The organism is Pantoea sp. ME81 (genome assembly GCF_903970985.1).
Lineage (GTDB): Bacteria > Pseudomonadota > Gammaproteobacteria > Enterobacterales > Enterobacteriaceae > Pantoea > Pantoea communis.
Genome location: NZ_CAJCKS010000001.1, coordinates 1 through 16328 on the forward strand (window position 1 = coordinate 1; position 16328 = coordinate 16328).

The 16328-nt window shown below is 51.8% G+C and carries 17 protein-coding genes and 1 other annotated feature; of the genes, 7 read left to right on the top strand and 10 right to left on the bottom strand.

Annotated elements, in window-relative coordinates:
- Positions 1-151: 151 nt before the first annotated feature.
- The 3 genes from clpB to rluD form a co-directional block, all read right to left on the bottom strand.
- Complete coding sequence (gene clpB / locus H7A81_RS00005) at positions 152-2725, bottom strand: ATP-dependent chaperone ClpB (protein ID WP_034822252.1); 2574 nt, start codon at positions 2723-2725, stop codon at positions 152-154.
- Positions 2726-2849: 124 nt separating this feature from the next.
- The gene (yfiH, locus tag H7A81_RS00010) at positions 2850-3575 is read right to left on the bottom strand and encodes a purine nucleoside phosphorylase YfiH (RefSeq protein ID WP_182056315.1); all 726 of its coding nucleotides are present in this window, start codon (positions 3573-3575) and stop codon (positions 2850-2852) included.
- A complete protein-coding gene (rluD, locus tag H7A81_RS00015; protein WP_034822248.1) occupies positions 3572-4552 on the bottom strand; it encodes a 23S rRNA pseudouridine(1911/1915/1917) synthase RluD in 981 nt (326 codons plus the stop codon). The genes yfiH and rluD overlap by 4 nt, the downstream gene beginning before the upstream one ends.
- 130 nt (positions 4553-4682) lie before the next feature.
- Here rluD and bamD point away from each other — a divergent pair, with 130 nt between their 5' ends.
- The 4 genes from bamD to pheA all read left to right on the top strand — a co-directional run bounded on the left by bamD (position 4683) and on the right by pheA (position 7425).
- Complete coding sequence (bamD, locus tag H7A81_RS00020; protein ID WP_034822246.1) at positions 4683-5423, top strand: outer membrane protein assembly factor BamD; 741 nt, start codon at positions 4683-4685, stop codon at positions 5421-5423.
- Positions 5424-5690: 267 nt separating this feature from the next.
- Positions 5691-6017 carry a ribosome-associated translation inhibitor RaiA gene (raiA, locus tag H7A81_RS00025; RefSeq protein ID WP_034822244.1) on the top strand — a complete coding sequence of 109 codons (327 nt, stop codon included), beginning with the start codon at positions 5691-5693 and terminating at the stop codon, positions 6015-6017.
- Positions 6018-6114: 97 nt separating this feature from the next.
- Positions 6115-6239: a sequence feature (Phe leader region), on the top strand.
- Positions 6116-6163, top strand: coding sequence for a pheA operon leader peptide PheL (gene pheL / locus H7A81_RS00030; protein ID WP_100703679.1), 48 nt, complete (start codon positions 6116-6118; stop codon positions 6161-6163). (Overlaps the previous feature by 48 nt.)
- A 22-nt stretch (positions 6240-6261) precedes the next feature.
- Positions 6262-7425: a bifunctional chorismate mutase/prephenate dehydratase gene (gene pheA / locus H7A81_RS00035; RefSeq protein ID WP_166932972.1), complete on the top strand. Its 1164-nt coding sequence runs from the start codon at positions 6262-6264 to the stop codon at positions 7423-7425.
- A 33-nt stretch (positions 7426-7458) separates the two neighbouring features.
- Here the strand turns inward: pheA and tyrA are convergent, their stop codons facing one another.
- Both tyrA and H7A81_RS00045 read right to left on the bottom strand, forming a co-directional pair.
- Positions 7459-8580 carry a bifunctional chorismate mutase/prephenate dehydrogenase gene (gene tyrA, locus H7A81_RS00040; protein WP_058962335.1) on the bottom strand — a complete coding sequence of 374 codons (1122 nt, stop codon included), beginning with the start codon at positions 8578-8580 and terminating at the stop codon, positions 7459-7461.
- A gap of 6 nt (positions 8581-8586) precedes the next feature.
- Positions 8587-9666 (bottom strand): 3-deoxy-7-phosphoheptulonate synthase, encoded by a 1080-nt coding sequence (locus H7A81_RS00045; protein WP_034822238.1) that lies wholly within the window; start codon positions 9664-9666, stop codon positions 8587-8589.
- A gap of 298 nt (positions 9667-9964) precedes the next feature.
- Here H7A81_RS00045 and H7A81_RS00050 point away from each other — a divergent pair, with 298 nt between their 5' ends.
- A complete protein-coding gene (locus H7A81_RS00050) occupies positions 9965-10486 on the top strand; it encodes a GNAT family N-acetyltransferase (RefSeq protein ID WP_182056317.1) in 522 nt (173 codons plus the stop codon).
- A gap of 57 nt (positions 10487-10543) precedes the next feature.
- On the opposite strand, the gene rplS is transcribed toward H7A81_RS00050, so the two are convergent.
- The 5 genes from rplS to ffh form a co-directional block, all read right to left on the bottom strand.
- Positions 10544-10894, bottom strand: a complete 351-nt coding sequence (gene rplS / locus H7A81_RS00055; protein ID WP_034822234.1) for a 50S ribosomal protein L19 — start codon at positions 10892-10894, stop codon at positions 10544-10546.
- Between the two features lie 43 nt (positions 10895-10937).
- The gene (gene trmD, locus H7A81_RS00060; protein WP_045816445.1) at positions 10938-11702 is read right to left on the bottom strand and encodes a tRNA (guanosine(37)-N1)-methyltransferase TrmD; all 765 of its coding nucleotides are present in this window, start codon (positions 11700-11702) and stop codon (positions 10938-10940) included.
- 35 nt (positions 11703-11737) lie between these two features.
- Complete coding sequence (gene rimM, locus H7A81_RS00065; protein ID WP_182056319.1) at positions 11738-12286, bottom strand: ribosome maturation factor RimM; 549 nt, start codon at positions 12284-12286, stop codon at positions 11738-11740.
- A gap of 18 nt (positions 12287-12304) precedes the next feature.
- Complete coding sequence (gene rpsP, locus H7A81_RS00070; RefSeq protein ID WP_007893313.1) at positions 12305-12553, bottom strand: 30S ribosomal protein S16; 249 nt, start codon at positions 12551-12553, stop codon at positions 12305-12307.
- 142 nt (positions 12554-12695) lie between these two features.
- The gene (ffh, locus tag H7A81_RS00075; RefSeq protein WP_034822223.1) at positions 12696-14057 is read right to left on the bottom strand and encodes a signal recognition particle protein; all 1362 of its coding nucleotides are present in this window, start codon (positions 14055-14057) and stop codon (positions 12696-12698) included.
- A 166-nt stretch (positions 14058-14223) separates the two neighbouring features.
- Here ffh and H7A81_RS00080 point away from each other — a divergent pair, with 166 nt between their 5' ends.
- Together H7A81_RS00080 and H7A81_RS00085 are read left to right on the top strand one after the other, a co-directional pair.
- Complete coding sequence (locus tag H7A81_RS00080) at positions 14224-15018, top strand: inner membrane protein YpjD (protein WP_182056321.1); 795 nt, start codon at positions 14224-14226, stop codon at positions 15016-15018.
- Positions 15019-15031: 13 nt separating this feature from the next.
- On the top strand, positions 15032-16318 hold the full coding sequence (locus tag H7A81_RS00085) for an HlyC/CorC family transporter (RefSeq protein ID WP_045816444.1): 1287 nt from the start codon (positions 15032-15034) through the stop codon (positions 16316-16318).
- Positions 16319-16328: the final 10 nt, after the last annotated feature.

Below are 16328 nucleotides of genomic sequence, written 5' to 3' on the forward strand. Positions count from 1 at the left end.
CGTAACGAGAGACGATATCAAGGGCCTGACTGAGCTGCATAAAAAAATCCGGAAACGAAGCGTTTCCGGATTCTTACACAGCCACTGGATCGTTCAACTGATCCTTAACTGATCGGCATTAGGCCCAAAGGCCCGTTTACGTCAAATCTCATCACTGATGTGCGACGATGACATCGTCTTTAACATCCATTTCAATGGTTTTACCCGGAACAAAAGCACCAGAAAGAATCTTCTGCGCCAGTGGGTTTTCAATTTGCTGCTGAATAGCACGTTTCAATGGACGTGCACCGTATACCGGATCATATCCATTTTCACCCAACAGCTTCAGCGCTGCATCCGTGATATGCAATTGGTAGCCACGTTCATCCAGACGTTTGTACAACCGCTGCAGCTGAATCTGCGCGATAGAAGCAATATGCTGCTCGCCAAGCGGATGGAACACCACCACCTCATCAATACGGTTAATGAACTCTGGGCGGAAATGCGAACCTACCACCGTCATCACCATATCTTTCATTTCCGGATAGTCCAACGCACCGAAACGTTCCTGGATCAGGTCAGACCCAAGGTTAGAGGTCATAATGACCACGGTATTACGGAAATCGACCGTACGTCCCTGGCCATCGGTCAAGCGCCCATCATCCAGTACCTGCAACAAGATGTTGAAGACATCCGGGTGAGCCTTTTCGACTTCATCCAGCAGAATCACGGAATAAGGGCGACGACGAACAGCTTCTGTCAGGTAACCGCCCTCTTCATAACCGACATAGCCCGGAGGTGCACCCACTAAACGCGATACCGAGTGTTTTTCCATAAACTCGGACATATCAATACGCACCATGGCATCGTCGCTGTCGAACAAGAAGTTAGCCAGCGCTTTACTCAGCTCGGTTTTACCCACACCGGTTGGTCCAAGGAACAGGAACGAGCCAATTGGGCGATTAGGATCGGACAGACCTGCACGACTACGGCGAATCGCATTCGATACCGCATCAACCGCCTCGTTCTGGCCAATCACGCGCGCATGCAGCTCTTGCTCCATCCGCAACAGTTTCTCGCGCTCACCTTCCATCATTCGTGCTACTGGAATGCCGGTCCAGCGAGCCAGCACATCAGCAATTTCCACATCTGTTACGCGGTTACGTAACAGCTTCATGGTTTTACCTTCAGACTGCGTCGCAATAGTGAGCTGTTTTTCCAGCTCCGGAATTTTACCGTACTGCAGTTCGGACATTTGGCCCAAATCACCAACACGTCGCGCCTGTTCCATCGCCAGACGAGCCTGCTCCAGTTCCGCCTTGATGTTCTGCGTACCTGTTAAAGAGGCCTTTTCGGCTTTCCACTCTTCTTCCAGCTCAGCGTATTCACGCTCTTTCTGATCGAGTTCCGTTTCCAGCATCTCCAGACGTTTAATACTGGCATCGTCCGACTCTTTCTTCAGTGCCTGTTGTTCCAGCTTTAACTGGATGATGCGGCGTTCCAGACGATCAAGCGACTCCGGTTTCGAGTCCATCTGCAAACGAATGCTCGATGCAGCCTCGTCAATCAAGTCAATTGCCTTATCTGGCAGCTGGCGATCGGAGATATAGCGGTGCGACAACGTGGCCGCTGCCACAATCGCCGGGTCAGTAATCTGCACATGGTGGTGTAACTCATAGCGCTCTTTCAGGCCACGCAGAATAGCAATGGTGTCTTCCACGCTCGGTTCAGCCACAAAGACTTTCTGGAAACGACGCTCCAGCGCCGCATCTTTCTCAATGAACTGGCGATACTCATTCAGCGTGGTAGCACCCACGCAGTGCAACTCACCACGCGCTAATGCAGGTTTCAGCATGTTACCGGCATCCATGGCGCCATCGGCTTTACCCGCGCCAACCATGGTATGCAACTCGTCGATAAACAGAATGACGTTGCCTTCCTGTTTTGCCAGATCGCTCAGCACACCTTTCAGGCGCTCTTCGAACTCACCACGATATTTAGCACCCGCCACCAGCGAACCCATGTCCAGGGCCAACACGCGGCGACCTTTCAATCCTTCTGGCACTTCACCATTGATAATGCGCTGCGCTAACCCTTCGGCAATCGCAGTTTTACCTACGCCGGGTTCCCCAATTAATACCGGGTTGTTTTTGGTACGGCGCTGCAATACCTGAATGGTACGACGAATCTCTTCATCACGACCAATCACCGGATCTAACTTGCCAAGCTCGGCGCGCTCGGTCAGATCGATGGTGTATTTTTTTAAAGCCTGGCGCTGATCTTCAGCCCCTTGATCGTTCACGTTCTCTCCTCCCCGCAATTGCTCGATGGCCTTAGTGAGTTTTTCGGTGGTTGCACCAGCGGACTTCAATAGGTCCGCCAGCGAACCACGAGAGTCGAGGGCCGCCAGAACAAATAATTCAGATGATATAAAGTTGTCGCCGCGCTTTTGCGCGAGTTTGTCGCACAGGTTCAGGACCCGAATGAGATCGGCTGAAGGCTGTACATCGCCATCCGTACCTTCTACCTGCGGCAGTCGGTTGATAGCTTGTTCGATGCTGGTACGCAGACCAGCCACATCGGCACCTGCTGCGCTAAGCAACGGACGCACCGATCCGCCTTCCTGATTGAGCAAAGCGCTCATCAAGTGCAGGGGTTCGATAAATTGATTGTCGTGTCCCAGAGCAAGGGACTGAGCATCGGCAAGGGCCAACTGGAATTTATTAGTAAGACGATCCAGACGCATGATTCCTCCAATACAGGTCAAAATGCTACTGGAGATTAAATGAGGTCATCCCTCAAATATTTCAAGGTTAATGACCTGTGTTGCGAACAAAAAATACGCTACTGGATCGTCTTGCGGCGTAAGATTATCTCAGCCAAATCAAAGTTGCCATACGCCCGGTGATTCCATCTCGTCGGTAGGAGAAAAAATCATTGGCTTCGGTGAAAGTGCAACGCTGTGAACCACTGATAGAATGCACTCCAGCGGCCTGAAGTCGCTGACGCGCTAGCTGCCAGATATTCGCAAAAAATTTGTCACCAACCGGGCGAAAAGCCGCATCGGCTTGTACATCGTGCGCCAAAAAGGCTTCACGCACCTCAGCACCGACTTCAAATGCCTGCGGGCCAATAGCGGGTCCAAGCCAGGCGTGGATCTCACGGGCTGGTGAGCGAAACTGTTGCAGCGTCTGTTCCAGCACGCCGTTACACAGACCACGCCAGCCAGCGTGAGCAGCGGCCACTTCACTGCCATCATCACTGCAGAATAATACCGGCAAGCAATCCGCTGTCATGACAGCGCAAACCACGCCGGATTCACGGGTGATGGCCGCATCTGCATTTGGTATCACATTGTCCGCAGGCAAACGCACAACATCTTGCCCATGCACCTGATTAAGCCACTGCGGCATGGCGGGCAGCAGTTTATCTTTCAAATGCTGACGATTTTGCAAGACATGCGTTTCAGCATCGCCAACGTGCGCCCCAAGATTCAGCGAATCCCAGGGCGCAGTGCTAACACCGCCATGTCGCAAGGTGGAACATGCCTGAACGCGCTGCGGTGCAGGCCAGTCAGGAATGATCCACTCACTCATAGCCAATCCATTTGATCGCGGAACTCATGGGTATCGGCTTTCAGCGCGTCAATCAGATCGACCATGTCTTGCGGCAACGGCGCATGCCATTCCATCTCAATGCCGGTGATGGGATGGTAGAGACGCAGCATGGTGGCATGCAGCGCCTGACGGTCAAAACCGCGCAGCGCGGCAATGAACGCATCTGATGCACCTTTAGGCGGACGCGGACGACCGCCGTACAGCGGATCACCCACTAATGGATGGTTGATATGCGCCATGTGCACACGAATCTGGTGAGTACGACCCGTTTCCAGACGCAGACGCAGACGCGTATGAGCACGGAAATGCTCCATGATGCGATAATGCGTGGTCGCGGGTTTACCCATAGGGTGTACCGCCATGTGGGTGCGTTTGGTGGAGTGGCGCGCCATCGGCTCATTAACCGTGCCGCCTGCCGTCATGGTGCCAATCGCAACCGCTTCATATTCACGGGTAATCTCGCGCAGTTGCAGCGTTTCTACCAGATGCGTCTGAGCGGGAACGGTCTTCGCCACCACCATCAAACCGGTTGTGTCTTTATCAAGACGATGGACGATCCCAGCACGCGGGACGTCGGCAATTGGTGGGTAATGATAAAGCAGCGCATTCAGGACCGTACCATCCGGATTACCTGCCCCAGGATGCACCACCAGGCCACGCGGTTTGTTGATGACCAGAATATCATCGTCTTCATAAACGATGTTCAGGGGAATGTTTTGCGCTTCCCAGCGCTGCGCTTCTTCGATTTCAGCATCGATAGACACCTGCTCACCGCCGAAAACTTTCTCTTTCGGTTTATCGATGATGGTGCCGTTGACGCTGACGCGACGCTCAAGGATCCATTCTTTTATGCGGGAACGTGAATAATCAGGGAACAATTCCGCCAAAGTCTGATCTAAGCGTTGTCCAAGCTGTGCTTCGGACACCGTTGCGGTGAGTTGAACTTGTTGTGCCATATACAGCTTCTTCGTTAACGTTGGGTTTTCACGGCGATGCCGTTTAATATAATGTGCTATCGTACCAGGTCATAACCGGGAGCTATACGGACAGCTTCCGCTACAACACTTTGAGGATAATCATTTCGTCATGACGCGTATGAAACATCTGGTGGCTGCTGCCACATTGAGCCTGAGCCTGGCTCTGGTGGGTTGTTCCGGCTCATCGGATCCCGTTCCGGACAGCCCGCCATCTGAAATTTACGCTACAGCCCAGCAAAAGCTGCAGGACGGTAACTTTAAAGCGGCGATTAAGCAACTGGAAGCACTGGATAACCGCTACCCGTTTGGCCCTTATTCGCAGCAAGTACAGCTGGATTTAATCTACGCGTATTACAAAAATGCCGATCTGCCACTGGCGCAAGCCGCTATCGCTCGCTTTATGCGCCTGAATCCGACTCATCCAAACATCGATTACGTCATCTACATGAAAGGCCTGACGGATATGGCGTTGGATGACTCTGCACTGCAGGGCTTCTTCGGTATCGATCGTTCAGATCGTGATCCGACGCACGCTCGTGATGCTTTCCGTGACTTCTCACAGTTGCTGCGCAGCTATCCGAACAGCCAGTATGCTGAGGATGCGCAGAAACGTTTAGCCTACCTGAAAGAGCGTCTGGCGAAGTATGAACTCTCGGTGGCGCAATTCTATACCAAGCGTGGGGCCTATGTCGCCGTTGTTAACCGTGTTGAAGGGATGATGAAAGATTTCCCGGATACCGAAGCAACGCACAAAGCGCTGCCGCTGATGGAAAATGCCTACCGCCAGCTGCAGTTAACCGCAGAAGCGGACAAGGTAGCGAAGATCATCGCGACAAATAATCAGTCCTGATTTTACTACCAATAAAAAAGCAGCCTTGATGGCTGCTTTTTTTTGCCGAAAATTCAGCCAGATTGCTGATTATTCGCTGCGGTTAACTCATCAATCTTGCTCTTTTCATCCCTGCCCTTCAAGCATTTTCCGCGATTTTATGAGCCTTTCTCACAATTCACTGGCATTGACAAAAAGTGACATTTCAATGTGATCTATATCACACTTTTTCCTGATTTACGCGGTATGCTGGTCCTACCCAGACGGAAATGACAGAGAGGTTTAACTATGATTCTGAACATTACCAGCAAACAAATGGAAATCACTGCGGCTATCCGCAACCATGTCGAAGACCGTCTCGCCAAGCTGGAAAAGTGGCAAACTCACCTGATAAATCCGCACATCGTGTTATCGAAAGAGCCGAAAGAATTCGTGGCTGATGCCACCATTAACACACCGAACGGCACGCTGGTTGCCAGCGCGAAACACGAAGATATGTACACGGCTATCAACGATCTGATTGCCAAGCTGGAGCGACAACTGAATAAGGCGCAGCACAAACCTGAAGCGCGCCGCGCAACCAGCAGTATGAAAGATTTCACCCCTGCGGGATAAATAGACCTTTTCCAGTAACGCGCCTGCGGGCGCGTTTTTTATTGACAGCTTTAAATCACTGCGGTTACTCTCAATCCACTTTATTGCTGGAATCACACATGAAACATCTACCGTTCTTCTTCGCATTCTTTTTTACCTTCCCCTGATTGGGAGGCGATTCGTCATGTGAAAATGAATGCGAAGACGAACAACAAAGCCTCCCAAACGGGAGGCTTTTTTATTGGACATTTTACAGGTGAGCCCTATGAATCCCGAAAATCCACTGCTGGCATTACGCGATAAGATCAGCGCCGTTGATGAAAAGCTGTTAACGCTGTTATCTGAACGCCGTTCGCTGGCGGTTGAGGTGGCGCAAGCAAAGCTCGCGACCCATCGCCCGATTCGCGATGTTGAGCGTGAACGCGCACTGCTGGAAAACCTGATCTCACTCGGCAAAAAGCACCAGCTTGATGCGCACTACATTACTCGTCTGTTCCAACTGGTGATTGAAGATTCGGTACTGACTCAGCAAGCGCTGCTGCAGAAAAACTTAAACCACCCGCACGCACACGCGCCGCGCATCGCATTTCTGGGTCCTAAGGGTTCGTACTCTCACCTCGCGGCGCGTAAATACGCCACACGTCATTTTGATTCCATGGTTGAGATGGGCTGCCTAAAATTCCATGACATCATTCATCAGGTGGAGAGTGGCCAGGCCGATTACGCCGTGATGCCAATCGAAAATACCAGCTCAGGCTCGATTAACGACGTCTATGACCTGCTGCAGCAAACCACGCTCTCCATCGTTGGCGAGCTGACCATCCCAATAGAACACTGTGTGCTGGTCAACGGCAATACCGACTTACAGCAAATTGAAACGGTTTATAGCCATCCTCAGCCATTCCAGCAGTGCAGCCAGTTCATCAATCGTTTCCCACAATGGAAAATCGAATATACCGAGAGCACCGCAGCGGCAATGGAAAAGGTCGCGGCGATGAGTTCACCAAAAGTGGCGGCTCTGGGCAGTGAAGCGGGCGGTGAGCTGTATGGTCTGCAGGTGTTAGAACGGAATTTAGCTAACCAGCAACAAAACCATACCCGCTTCATTGTGCTGGCACGTAAGCCGATTGAAGTTTCTGGCCAGGTACCAGCCAAAACCACATTGATTATGGCTACCGGTCAGCAAGCTGGTGCACTGGTTGAGGCTCTGCTGGTGCTGCGTAATCACAATCTGATCATGAGCAAACTAGAAAACCGCCCAATTAACGGCAACCCATGGGAAGAGATGTTTTACATTGATGTGCAGGGCAATCTGCAATCGGAGAACATGCAGCTGGCGTTGAAAGAGCTGCGTGATTTGACGCGATCTCTGAAAGTACTCGGCTGCTATCCGGGTGAAAATGTTGTTCCGGTGGAACCGCGACTGTAAATGAAAAAGGCATCCTTGCGGATGCCTTCTCTTTTATTGCCGGCTATCGTTAGCCGAACGCAACATGCTTCGGCTCTCTACCAGGAAGCGTTGAGCGTAATCGCCAAACCAGTGCGCGACACCTTCAAAACTCTTGATAAACGCCTGTTTATCGCCCTGCTCCAGCAATTTAATCGCATCACCAAAACGCTGGTAATAACGCTTAATCAGCGCCAGATTACTCTCCGAAGACATGATGATGTCTGCGTAAAGCTGCGGGTCCTGAGCAAACAGTCGACCAACCATCGCCAGTTCCAGGCGATAAATCGGTGAGGACAGCGCCAACAGTTGATCAAGGTTGACGTTCTCTTCCGCTAAATGCAAACCATAGGCAAAAGTGGCAAAGTGACGCAGCGCCTGGATAAAGGCCATGTTCTGGTCATGCTCGACCGCGCTGATGCGATGTAAGCGCGCGCCCCAAACCTGAATCTGCTCCAGGAACCACTGATAGGCTTCTGGCTGACGGCCATCACACCACACCACCACCTGCTTCGCCAGGCTACCGCTATCCGGGCCAAACATGGGATGCAAACCGAGAACAGGGCCGGTATGCGCCGCCAGCATCGCCTGCAATGGACGATTCTTCACCGATGCAAGATCAACCAGAATGCAGTCTTCCGGCAGTGTTGGTAATTCGGCGATGATCTGCTCGGTCAGATGAATGGGCACACTGATGATGACCATGCCCGCATCTTTGAGCAGCTCTTCAGAACGATCCCAATCGCCCTTGTCCAGAATACGGACCTGGTAACCTGACAGATTGAGCATCTTTTCAAACAAACGCCCCATCTGGCCACGCCCACCAACAATCACCACCGGGCGCAGCGTTGGGCAGAGCGTTTTGAAGCCTTTGTCGTTTTCATGCGCATAAGATTCACGCATCAGGCGACGTAAGACATCCTCAATCAGATCTGGCGAAACGCCGAGCGCTTCAGCTTCCTGACGACGTGAAGCCAACATGCTGGCTTCACGTTCTGGCACATAAATCGGCAAACCATAACGGCTTTTGACCTCACCTACTTCAGCTACCAGCTCAAGGCGTTTGGCTAATAGCCCAAGCAGGGCTTTATCGACTTCATCAATTTGATCGCGTAGCGCGGTCAGTTCAGCCACCATGACTCTTTATTCCTCGTGTGACAGACGTGCCGACAGCACTCCCTGCAGATCCTGATGGATTTCACGCAGCAAGGTTTCCGTGGTTTCCCAGTTGATGCAGGCATCCGTGACGGAAACACCGTATTTCATTTCGCTACGTGGCTGCTCAGAAGACTGATTGCCTTCGTGAATATTGCTTTCCAGCATCAGGCCAATAATGGAACGATTTCCATCTTTAATCTGCGCAATAGCCGATTCGGCTACACCAGGCTGGCGGCGGTAGTCTTTATTAGAATTACCATGGCTGCAATCTATCATTAAGGCTGGACGCAGTCCCGCTTTCAGCATCTCTTTTTCACACTGCGCAACATCTTCAGGGCCATAGTTAGGCGCTTTCCCACCACGCAGGATCACGTGGCCATCCGGGTTGCCTTGAGTTTGTAACAGGCAAACCTGTCCCGCCTGATTGATGCCGACAAAACGGTGCGGCATCGCGGCGGCGCGCATGGCGTTGATCGCCGTGCCCAGGCTGCCATCAGTGCCATTTTTGAAGCCGACAGGCATTGATAAACCAGAAGCCATCTCGCGGTGTGTTTGTGACTCGGTAGTACGAGCACCGATCGCAGACCAGCTAAACAGATCGCCCAAGTATTGTGGGCTGTTAGGATCCAGTGCTTCAGTTGCCAGCGGCAGTCCCATCTCCACCAGGTTCACCAGCAGCTGACGCGCAATGTGCAGCCCGGCTTCCATATCAAATGAGTTGTTCATGTAAGGATCGTTGATCAGCCCCTTCCAGCCAACGGTGGTACGGGGTTTTTCAAAATAAACGCGCATAACGATATACAGCTGATCCTTCAACTGTGCAGAGAGAGTTTGCAGCTGACGAGCATATTCCAGTGCGGCTTCGGTATCGTGAATTGAACAAGGACCACAGACCACCAGCAGGCGCGGATCGCGGCCAGCAATAATATCGGCAATGGTCTGGCGAGAAGCAGCAATCTGCGCTTCCTGCGCCGCAGTGAGCGGGAACTTCGCTTTCAGCTCTTGCGGGGTGATTAAAATTTGTTCGTCGGCGATATGCACATTGTTCAGCGCGTCTTTCTGCATGATGGCGATCCTTTTTAACTCGTGTATGCGGTTTGGGATCCTCACTGAGGATGGCGCTTACTGTACCACAACATGTACATCTTGCAATCCGTGAATGTACAGTTTTATTACCACCACTGATAACCATAACAAAAGTAAAACTAAAAACACATTAAATACATAAAGTTAACGTAATTTAGGCCACCCAACACAAAGTGATTTATGTAAATTTTATTTTACACTCTACTTTTATTTAAAAGTGCCAACACCCTCTTTTCCCATTAACATTTTGTTATTCATCGTTTTCCAGGATCTTAGGATGTCAACCTCTGTCATCACCTTACGCTCTTTCGTTCTACAGGATGCTGGCGCTTTTACTGCGGCGGTCAATCAGTCTCTCAACAGCCTGCTGCCATGGATGGTATGGGCGCATCACGATTATCGGGCAGAGGAAGCCACTAACTGGATTAATTTCACCCATATGCAGCGGAGTAACGGTGAAGCGGAAGAGTTCGCTATTGTCGATAGCAATGATCGGTTACTCGGCGGCGCAGGCATCAGATTCGCACAGCGGCTTGGGGAATTTAGTGCATTAGGCTATTGGGTTCGCAGCGATGCACAAAGGCAAGGTGTCGCAACACGTGCAGTGGCTCAATTGGTGGACTTTGGCTTCAAGCACGCGCAGATCCCCTTACTGGAGATTATCGCTGCTGAGGAGAATCATGCCAGCCGTGCCGTGGCATTGCGCAGTGGTTTTGAGTTTATCGATTGCCGCTATGGTTTAATCATTCTTGATAGCGGCCCAGTGAATAGCGCGATTTACCATCTCAAGCGACCATAAAAAAAGGGGCTGGCCCTTAGGCCAACCCCTTGTTTGCTATTAACTTTGGGATGTCGCTTACGCGCCCAGACGCTCTTTGATACGAGCTGACTTACCGGTACGCTCACGCAGGTAGTACAGTTTGGCTTTACGTACAGCACCACGACGTTTGACAGAAATGCTGTCAATTACCGGAGAGTGAGTCTGGAAGACACGCTCAACGCCTTCGCCGTTTGAAATCTTACGAACAGTGAATGCAGAGTGCAGACCGCGGTTACGAATAGCGATAACCACGCCCTCGAATGCCTGCAGACGTTTCTTAGAACCTTCAACGACCCATACTTTCACTTCCACGGAATCACCCGGACGGAATGAAGGTACGTCCTGCTTCATCTGCTCTTGTTCAAGTTGCTTGATAATGTTGCTCATAATTAAATCTCTATATCCTGGGTAAACTGATAGTCAGGGAAGATTACTCTTCCACCTGATGGTTTTGTTGCTGCTGATGTTCCCGTTGGAACTCATTTAGCAACCGTGCTTGCTCTTCAGTCAGAGCCAGGTTTTCCAGAAGTTCAGGTCTTCTTAGCCAGGTACGGCCTAGCGACTGTTTCAGGCGCCAGCGGCGAATATCGGCATGGTTGCCCGACAGTAAGACTGGCGGAACCTCCATCCCTTCTAACACTTCAGGTCGGGTGTAGTGCGGGCAATCCAGTAAACCATCCGAGAACGAATCCTCATCGGCTGACGCCTGCTTGCCCAATACGCCGGGGATAAACCGGGCGACTGAATCAATCAACGTCATGGCTGGTAGCTCACCACCACTGAGCACGTAATCACCGATTGACCATTCTTCATCAATCTCAGTATGAATCACGCGCTCATCAATCCCTTCATAACGACCACACACCAGAATCAACTTCTGGTTGGTCGCCAGTTCGCAAACGCCCTGTTGGTCCAGTTTGCGACCCTGAGGTGAAAGATAAATCACCCTGGCACCTTCTCCCGCCGCCGCTTTCGCTGCGTGGATAGCATCCCGTAAGGGTTGCACCATCATCAACATTCCCGGTCCGCCGCCGTAAGGACGTTCATCCACGGTACGGTGCCGGTCGTGCGCGAAGTCACGAGGACTCCAGCTTTGAATGTTGAGCAGGCCATTTTTTACTGCCCGGCCAGTTACCCCGTACTCGGTAATAGCGCGAAACATCTCTGGAAACAGGCTAATAACACCAATCCACATCGCGTTCGCCGTTACGTTACCGGATTGTCCGGAGATCAAAAACCAGGATCCCAATCTACTTCAATCGTGCCAGTAGAGAGATCGACTTTCTTGATAACCTGTTCATCAAGAAACGGGATTAACCGCTCTTGCGCACCGAATGCATCTTTCAGGTTTGCCTTAACAACGAGAACGTCGTTCGAACCGGTTTCCATCAAATCAATGACTTTGCCCATTTCGTAACCGTCGAGGTTTACCACTTTGCAACCCATAAGGTCTTTCCAGTAGTAATCACCCTCTTCCAGCGCTGGCAGCTGAGCAGAATCAACCGTAATTTCGCAATTGGTTAACTGTGCCGCAGCGTCCCGATCGTCAATGCCTTTGACTTTGATGATCAGGTCCTGATTGTGGTGCTTCCAACCTTCCAGTTCGACCTGCTGCCATTTACCGGCACGCTGGATGAACCAGGGTTGGTAGTCGAAGATGCTTTCAGCGTCTTCAGTGGAGGAAAACACTTTGAGCCAACCTCGAATGCCGTAAGCGGCCCCCATTTTCCCCAATACAATTGGGTTAACGAGAGACTGTGCGGCAGGTTTAATGCTCATGCTAACCACCGTGACAGATTAAGCTGCTTTTTTTGCTTCTTTGATCAGCGCGTTAACGCGATCAGAAAGCGTTGCGCCCTGGCCAACCCAGTGCTCAATACGGTCCAGATCCAGACGCAGACCTTCAGCCTGACCAGAAGCGATCGGGTTGAAGAAACCTACGCGCTCGATGAAACGACCATTACGCGCATTGCGGCTGTCAGTAACGACGACCTGATAGAACGGACGCTTTTTCGCGCCGTGACGTGCCAAACGAATTGTAACCATAACATCCTCATTAGTTAATAAAGCGCTCGGGCTCCATCGAGGGATGGAACCCGAGCGCAATATAAAAAGCCCGAAAATTTTACTCATTTTGGCGAAAAAAGCAACCTGAGCGTGTTAATTTTCTGGCTGTGTGCCGCTCGCCTTAGCGACCGGGGAATCCGGGCGGCATCATACCTTTCATGCCACGCATCATTTTGGCCATGCCACCCTTCTTCATTTTCTTCATCATGCGCTGCATGTCGTCGAACTGTTTCAATAAACGGTTAACGTCCTGCACCTGCATACCTGAACCGGTGGCAATACGGCGCTTGCGTGAGCCCTTGATGATTTCCGGTTTCTGACGCTCTTTGGTGGTCATCGAATTGATGATCGCCTCCATACGCACCAGCACTTTGTCATCCATCTGCGATTTCACGTTGTCTGGCAACTGCCCCATGCCCGGCAGCTTACCCATCAGGCTGGCCATGCCGCCCATGTTGCGCATCTGCTTCAGCTGATCGAGGAAGTCGTTGAGATCGAAGCCATCACCGGTTTTGAGCTTCTTCGCCAGCTTCTCCGCCTGTTCGCGGTCAACTTTGCTCTCGATATCTTCGATCAGCGACAGTACGTCGCCCATGCCGAGGATGCGTGAGGCGATACGGTCTGGATAGAACGCTTCCAGTGCTTCCGTCTTCTCACCCATACCCATGAATTTAATCGGCTTGCCGGTAATATGACGAATAGACAGCGCTGCACCACCGCGCGCATCACCATCCACTTTCGTCAGAATCACGCCCGTCAGTGGCAGCGCTTCATTGAAGGCTTTTGCCGTGTTTGCCGCATCCTGACCGGTCATGGCATCGACCACAAACAAGGTTTCCACCGGATTGATCGCGGCGTGTACCTGTTTGATCTCGTCCATCATCGCTTCATCAACGTGCAGACGACCGGCGGTATCCACCAGCAGCACGTCGTAGAATTGCAGCTTCGCTTCTTTCAGGGCGTTCTTAACGATGTCGACAGGCTTTTGGCTCAGATCGGAAGGACAGAAGTCCACGCCAACCTGCTGCGCCAGTGTTTCCAGCTGTTTAATCGCCGCCGGGCGATAAACGTCGGCAGAAACCACCAGCACTTTCTTCTTATGCTTCTCGCGCAGGAACTTACCCAGCTTCGCCACGCTCGTGGTTTTACCCGCACCCTGCAGGCCCGCCATCAACACCACAGCCGGCGGCTGTGCGTTCAGATTGAGCGCATTATTTTCTGCACCCATTGCCGCAACCAGCTCGTTGCGAACAATTTTGATAAATTCCTGGCCAGGCGTCAGGCTTTTGTTTACATCCTGCCCTACCGCCGCTTCTTTCACGCGGTTGATGAACTCACGCACGACCGGCAGCGCAACGTCCGCTTCCAGCAATGCCATGCGCACTTCACGCAAGGTGTCTTTAATGTTGTCTTCGGTCAGCCTTCCGCGGCCGCTGATGTTGCGCAGGGATTGCGACAAACGATCGGTTAAATTATCAAACATGCTCTCTCACTTAGGACCGTAGCGAGGCCGCCTGGGCGGCACAATGCGGCGGATTATAACACGAAGCCACAGCGATCTCTGCAATTGACCTTCAGATCGTTTGGAGCCTGATGCAGCTGGCGCTATACTGGTTTTTTCCTTATCTGACCGACACCTGAAAGGATCTATGTTCGTTTTCGCGATCGTGGCGCTGTTCGCCTACTCCCTCAGTCTTGCATTGATCATCCCCAGCCTGCTGAAACGCAACGGTGGCTGGCGTCGTTTTGCCGTACTTTCTGCTTGCGTCGCGTTGATCGCCCATGCGGTTGCACTGCAACAACGCATTTTTGCCGTCGATAACGGACAAAACCTCAGCCTGCTAAATATCGGTTCGCTGGTGAGTTTGCTGATCTGCGCGATCATGACCATCGTTGCATCGCGCAATCGCGGTTGGTTACTGTTGCCGATTGTCTACAGCTTTGCCTTGATTAACCTCGCCTTCGCCACCTTTGTGCCGAATGCCTTTATTACCCATCTCGAAACCACGCCGGGCATGATGATCCATATCGGCCTGTCGCTGTTTGCCTACGCCACGCTGATTATCGCGGCACTGTATGCGCTGCAGCTGGCATGGATTGATTACCAGTTAAAAAATAAGAAACTGGCTTTCACCCAGGATATGCCGCCGCTGCTGAGTATTGAGCGTAAGATGTTTCATATCACGCAAATTGGTGTAGTGCTGTTGACGCTGGTGCTGTGTACCGGTCTGTTCTTCATGCACAACCTGTTTAGCGCGGAGAATGTCGATAAAGCGGTGCTGTCCATTCTTGCCTGGTTTGTTTATATCGTTCTGCTCTGGGGACACTATCATGAGGGCTGGCGCGGACGTCGCGTCGTCTGGTTTAACTGCGGTGGTGCACTGCTGCTGACCATGGCCTACTTCGGCAGTCGCGTGCTTCAGCACCTGCTCACTTCTCACTAAAGGAATTTTTGCGTTGGAACATGTTTCAACCACCACGCTGATCGTTACGCTGGTCATCATGGTGCTGGTCTCTGCGTACTTCTCCGGTTCAGAGACCGGCATGATGACGCTCAATCGTTATAAATTGCGCCACAAAGCCAAAAGCGGTAATCGCGCGGCTCGTCGTGTCGAAAAACTTTTACGCCGTCCTGATCGCTTAATCAGCCTGGTGCTGATAGGCAACAACCTCGTGAATATCCTGGCTTCCGCATTGGGTACCATTGTCGGTATGCGTCTTTACGGCGATGCGGGTGTGGCAATTGCCACCGGGATCCTGACTTTTGTGGTGCTGGTGTTTGCTGAAGTGCTGCCGAAAACCATTGCAGCGCTTTACCCCGAAAAAGTCGCCTATCCCAGCAGCGTGCTGCTGGCGCCGCTGCAGTATGTGATGCTGCCCTTGGTCTGGCTGCTCAACACCATTACCCGCATTCTGATGCGCATGGTTGGTATCAAAACGGAAGGCTCCATCAGTTCAGCCCTAAGTAAGGAAGAGTTGCGTACCATTGTCTATGAGTCCCGCTCACTGATGTCACGTCGTAATCAGGACATGCTGCTGTCAGTGCTGGACCTGGAAAAGGTCAGCGTTGATGACATCATGGTGCCACGCAATGAAATTGTCGGCATTAACGTCAACGACGACTGGAAATCGATTGTTCGCCAACTGAGTAACTCCCCGCATGGCCGGATCGTGCTGTTCCGCGATTCGCTGGATGATTCGGTTGGCATGCTGCGCGTGCGTGAAGCCTGGCGCATGATGACCGAGAAGAAAGAGTTCAACAAAGATCGCCTGCTGCGCGCCGCTGATGAAATTTACTATGTGCCGGAAGGTACACCGCTGAATGTCCAGCTGGTGAAATTCCAGCGTAATAAGAAGAAAGTCGGCTTAGTGGTTGATGAATATGGTGACATCAAAGGGCTGGTGACCATTGAAGACATTCTGGAAGAGATTGTTGGCGATTTTACGACGTCCATGTCTCCTTCGCTGGCGGAAGAAGTGATGCCGCAGAATGATGGCTCAGTGCTGATTGAAGGCAGCGCCAACGTGCGTGAAATCAATAAAGCCTTTAACTGGACGTTACCCGAAGACGAAGCACGCACCATCAATGGCATGCTGCTGGAAGCGCTGGAAGAGATTCCGCTGGTCGATACACGCGTGAAAATCGGGAAGTACGATGTGGATATCCTCGACGTGCAAGACAACATGGTGAAGCAGGTGCGCATTACCCCGCACCATCCGCTGAAATCCTCCATCGGTTCCTGAAGCCAAAAAA

What these genes read in the sequence shown, in the direction of transcription:
- clpB (WP_034822252.1), bottom strand. Translation starts at nt 2,725, where the DNA reads ATGCGTCTGGATCGTCTTACTAATAAATTCCAGTTGGCCCTTGCCGAT.
- yfiH (WP_182056315.1), bottom strand. Translation starts at nt 3,575, where the DNA reads ATGAGTGAGTGGATCATTCCTGACTGGCCTGCACCGCAGCGCGTTCAG.
- rluD (WP_034822248.1), bottom strand. Translation starts at nt 4,552, where the DNA reads ATGGCACAACAAGTTCAACTCACCGCAACGGTGTCCGAAGCACAGCTT.
- bamD (WP_034822246.1), top strand. Translation starts at nt 4,683, where the DNA reads ATGACGCGTATGAAACATCTGGTGGCTGCTGCCACATTGAGCCTGAGC.
- raiA (WP_034822244.1), top strand. Translation starts at nt 5,691, where the DNA reads ATGATTCTGAACATTACCAGCAAACAAATGGAAATCACTGCGGCTATC.
- pheA (WP_166932972.1), top strand. Translation starts at nt 6,262, where the DNA reads ATGAATCCCGAAAATCCACTGCTGGCATTACGCGATAAGATCAGCGCC.
- tyrA (WP_058962335.1), bottom strand. Translation starts at nt 8,580, where the DNA reads ATGGTGGCTGAACTGACCGCGCTACGCGATCAAATTGATGAAGTCGAT.
- H7A81_RS00045 (WP_034822238.1), bottom strand. Translation starts at nt 9,666, where the DNA reads ATGCAGAAAGACGCGCTGAACAATGTGCATATCGCCGACGAACAAATT.
- H7A81_RS00050 (WP_182056317.1), top strand. Translation starts at nt 9,965, where the DNA reads ATGTCAACCTCTGTCATCACCTTACGCTCTTTCGTTCTACAGGATGCT.
- rplS (WP_034822234.1), bottom strand. Translation starts at nt 10,894, where the DNA reads ATGAGCAACATTATCAAGCAACTTGAACAAGAGCAGATGAAGCAGGAC.
- trmD (WP_045816445.1), bottom strand. Translation starts at nt 11,702, where the DNA reads ATGTGGATTGGTGTTATTAGCCTGTTTCCAGAGATGTTTCGCGCTATT.
- rimM (WP_182056319.1), bottom strand. Translation starts at nt 12,286, where the DNA reads ATGAGCATTAAACCTGCCGCACAGTCTCTCGTTAACCCAATTGTATTG.
- rpsP (WP_007893313.1), bottom strand. Translation starts at nt 12,553, where the DNA reads ATGGTTACAATTCGTTTGGCACGTCACGGCGCGAAAAAGCGTCCGTTC.
- ffh (WP_034822223.1), bottom strand. Translation starts at nt 14,057, where the DNA reads ATGTTTGATAATTTAACCGATCGTTTGTCGCAATCCCTGCGCAACATC.
- H7A81_RS00080 (WP_182056321.1), top strand. Translation starts at nt 14,224, where the DNA reads ATGTTCGTTTTCGCGATCGTGGCGCTGTTCGCCTACTCCCTCAGTCTT.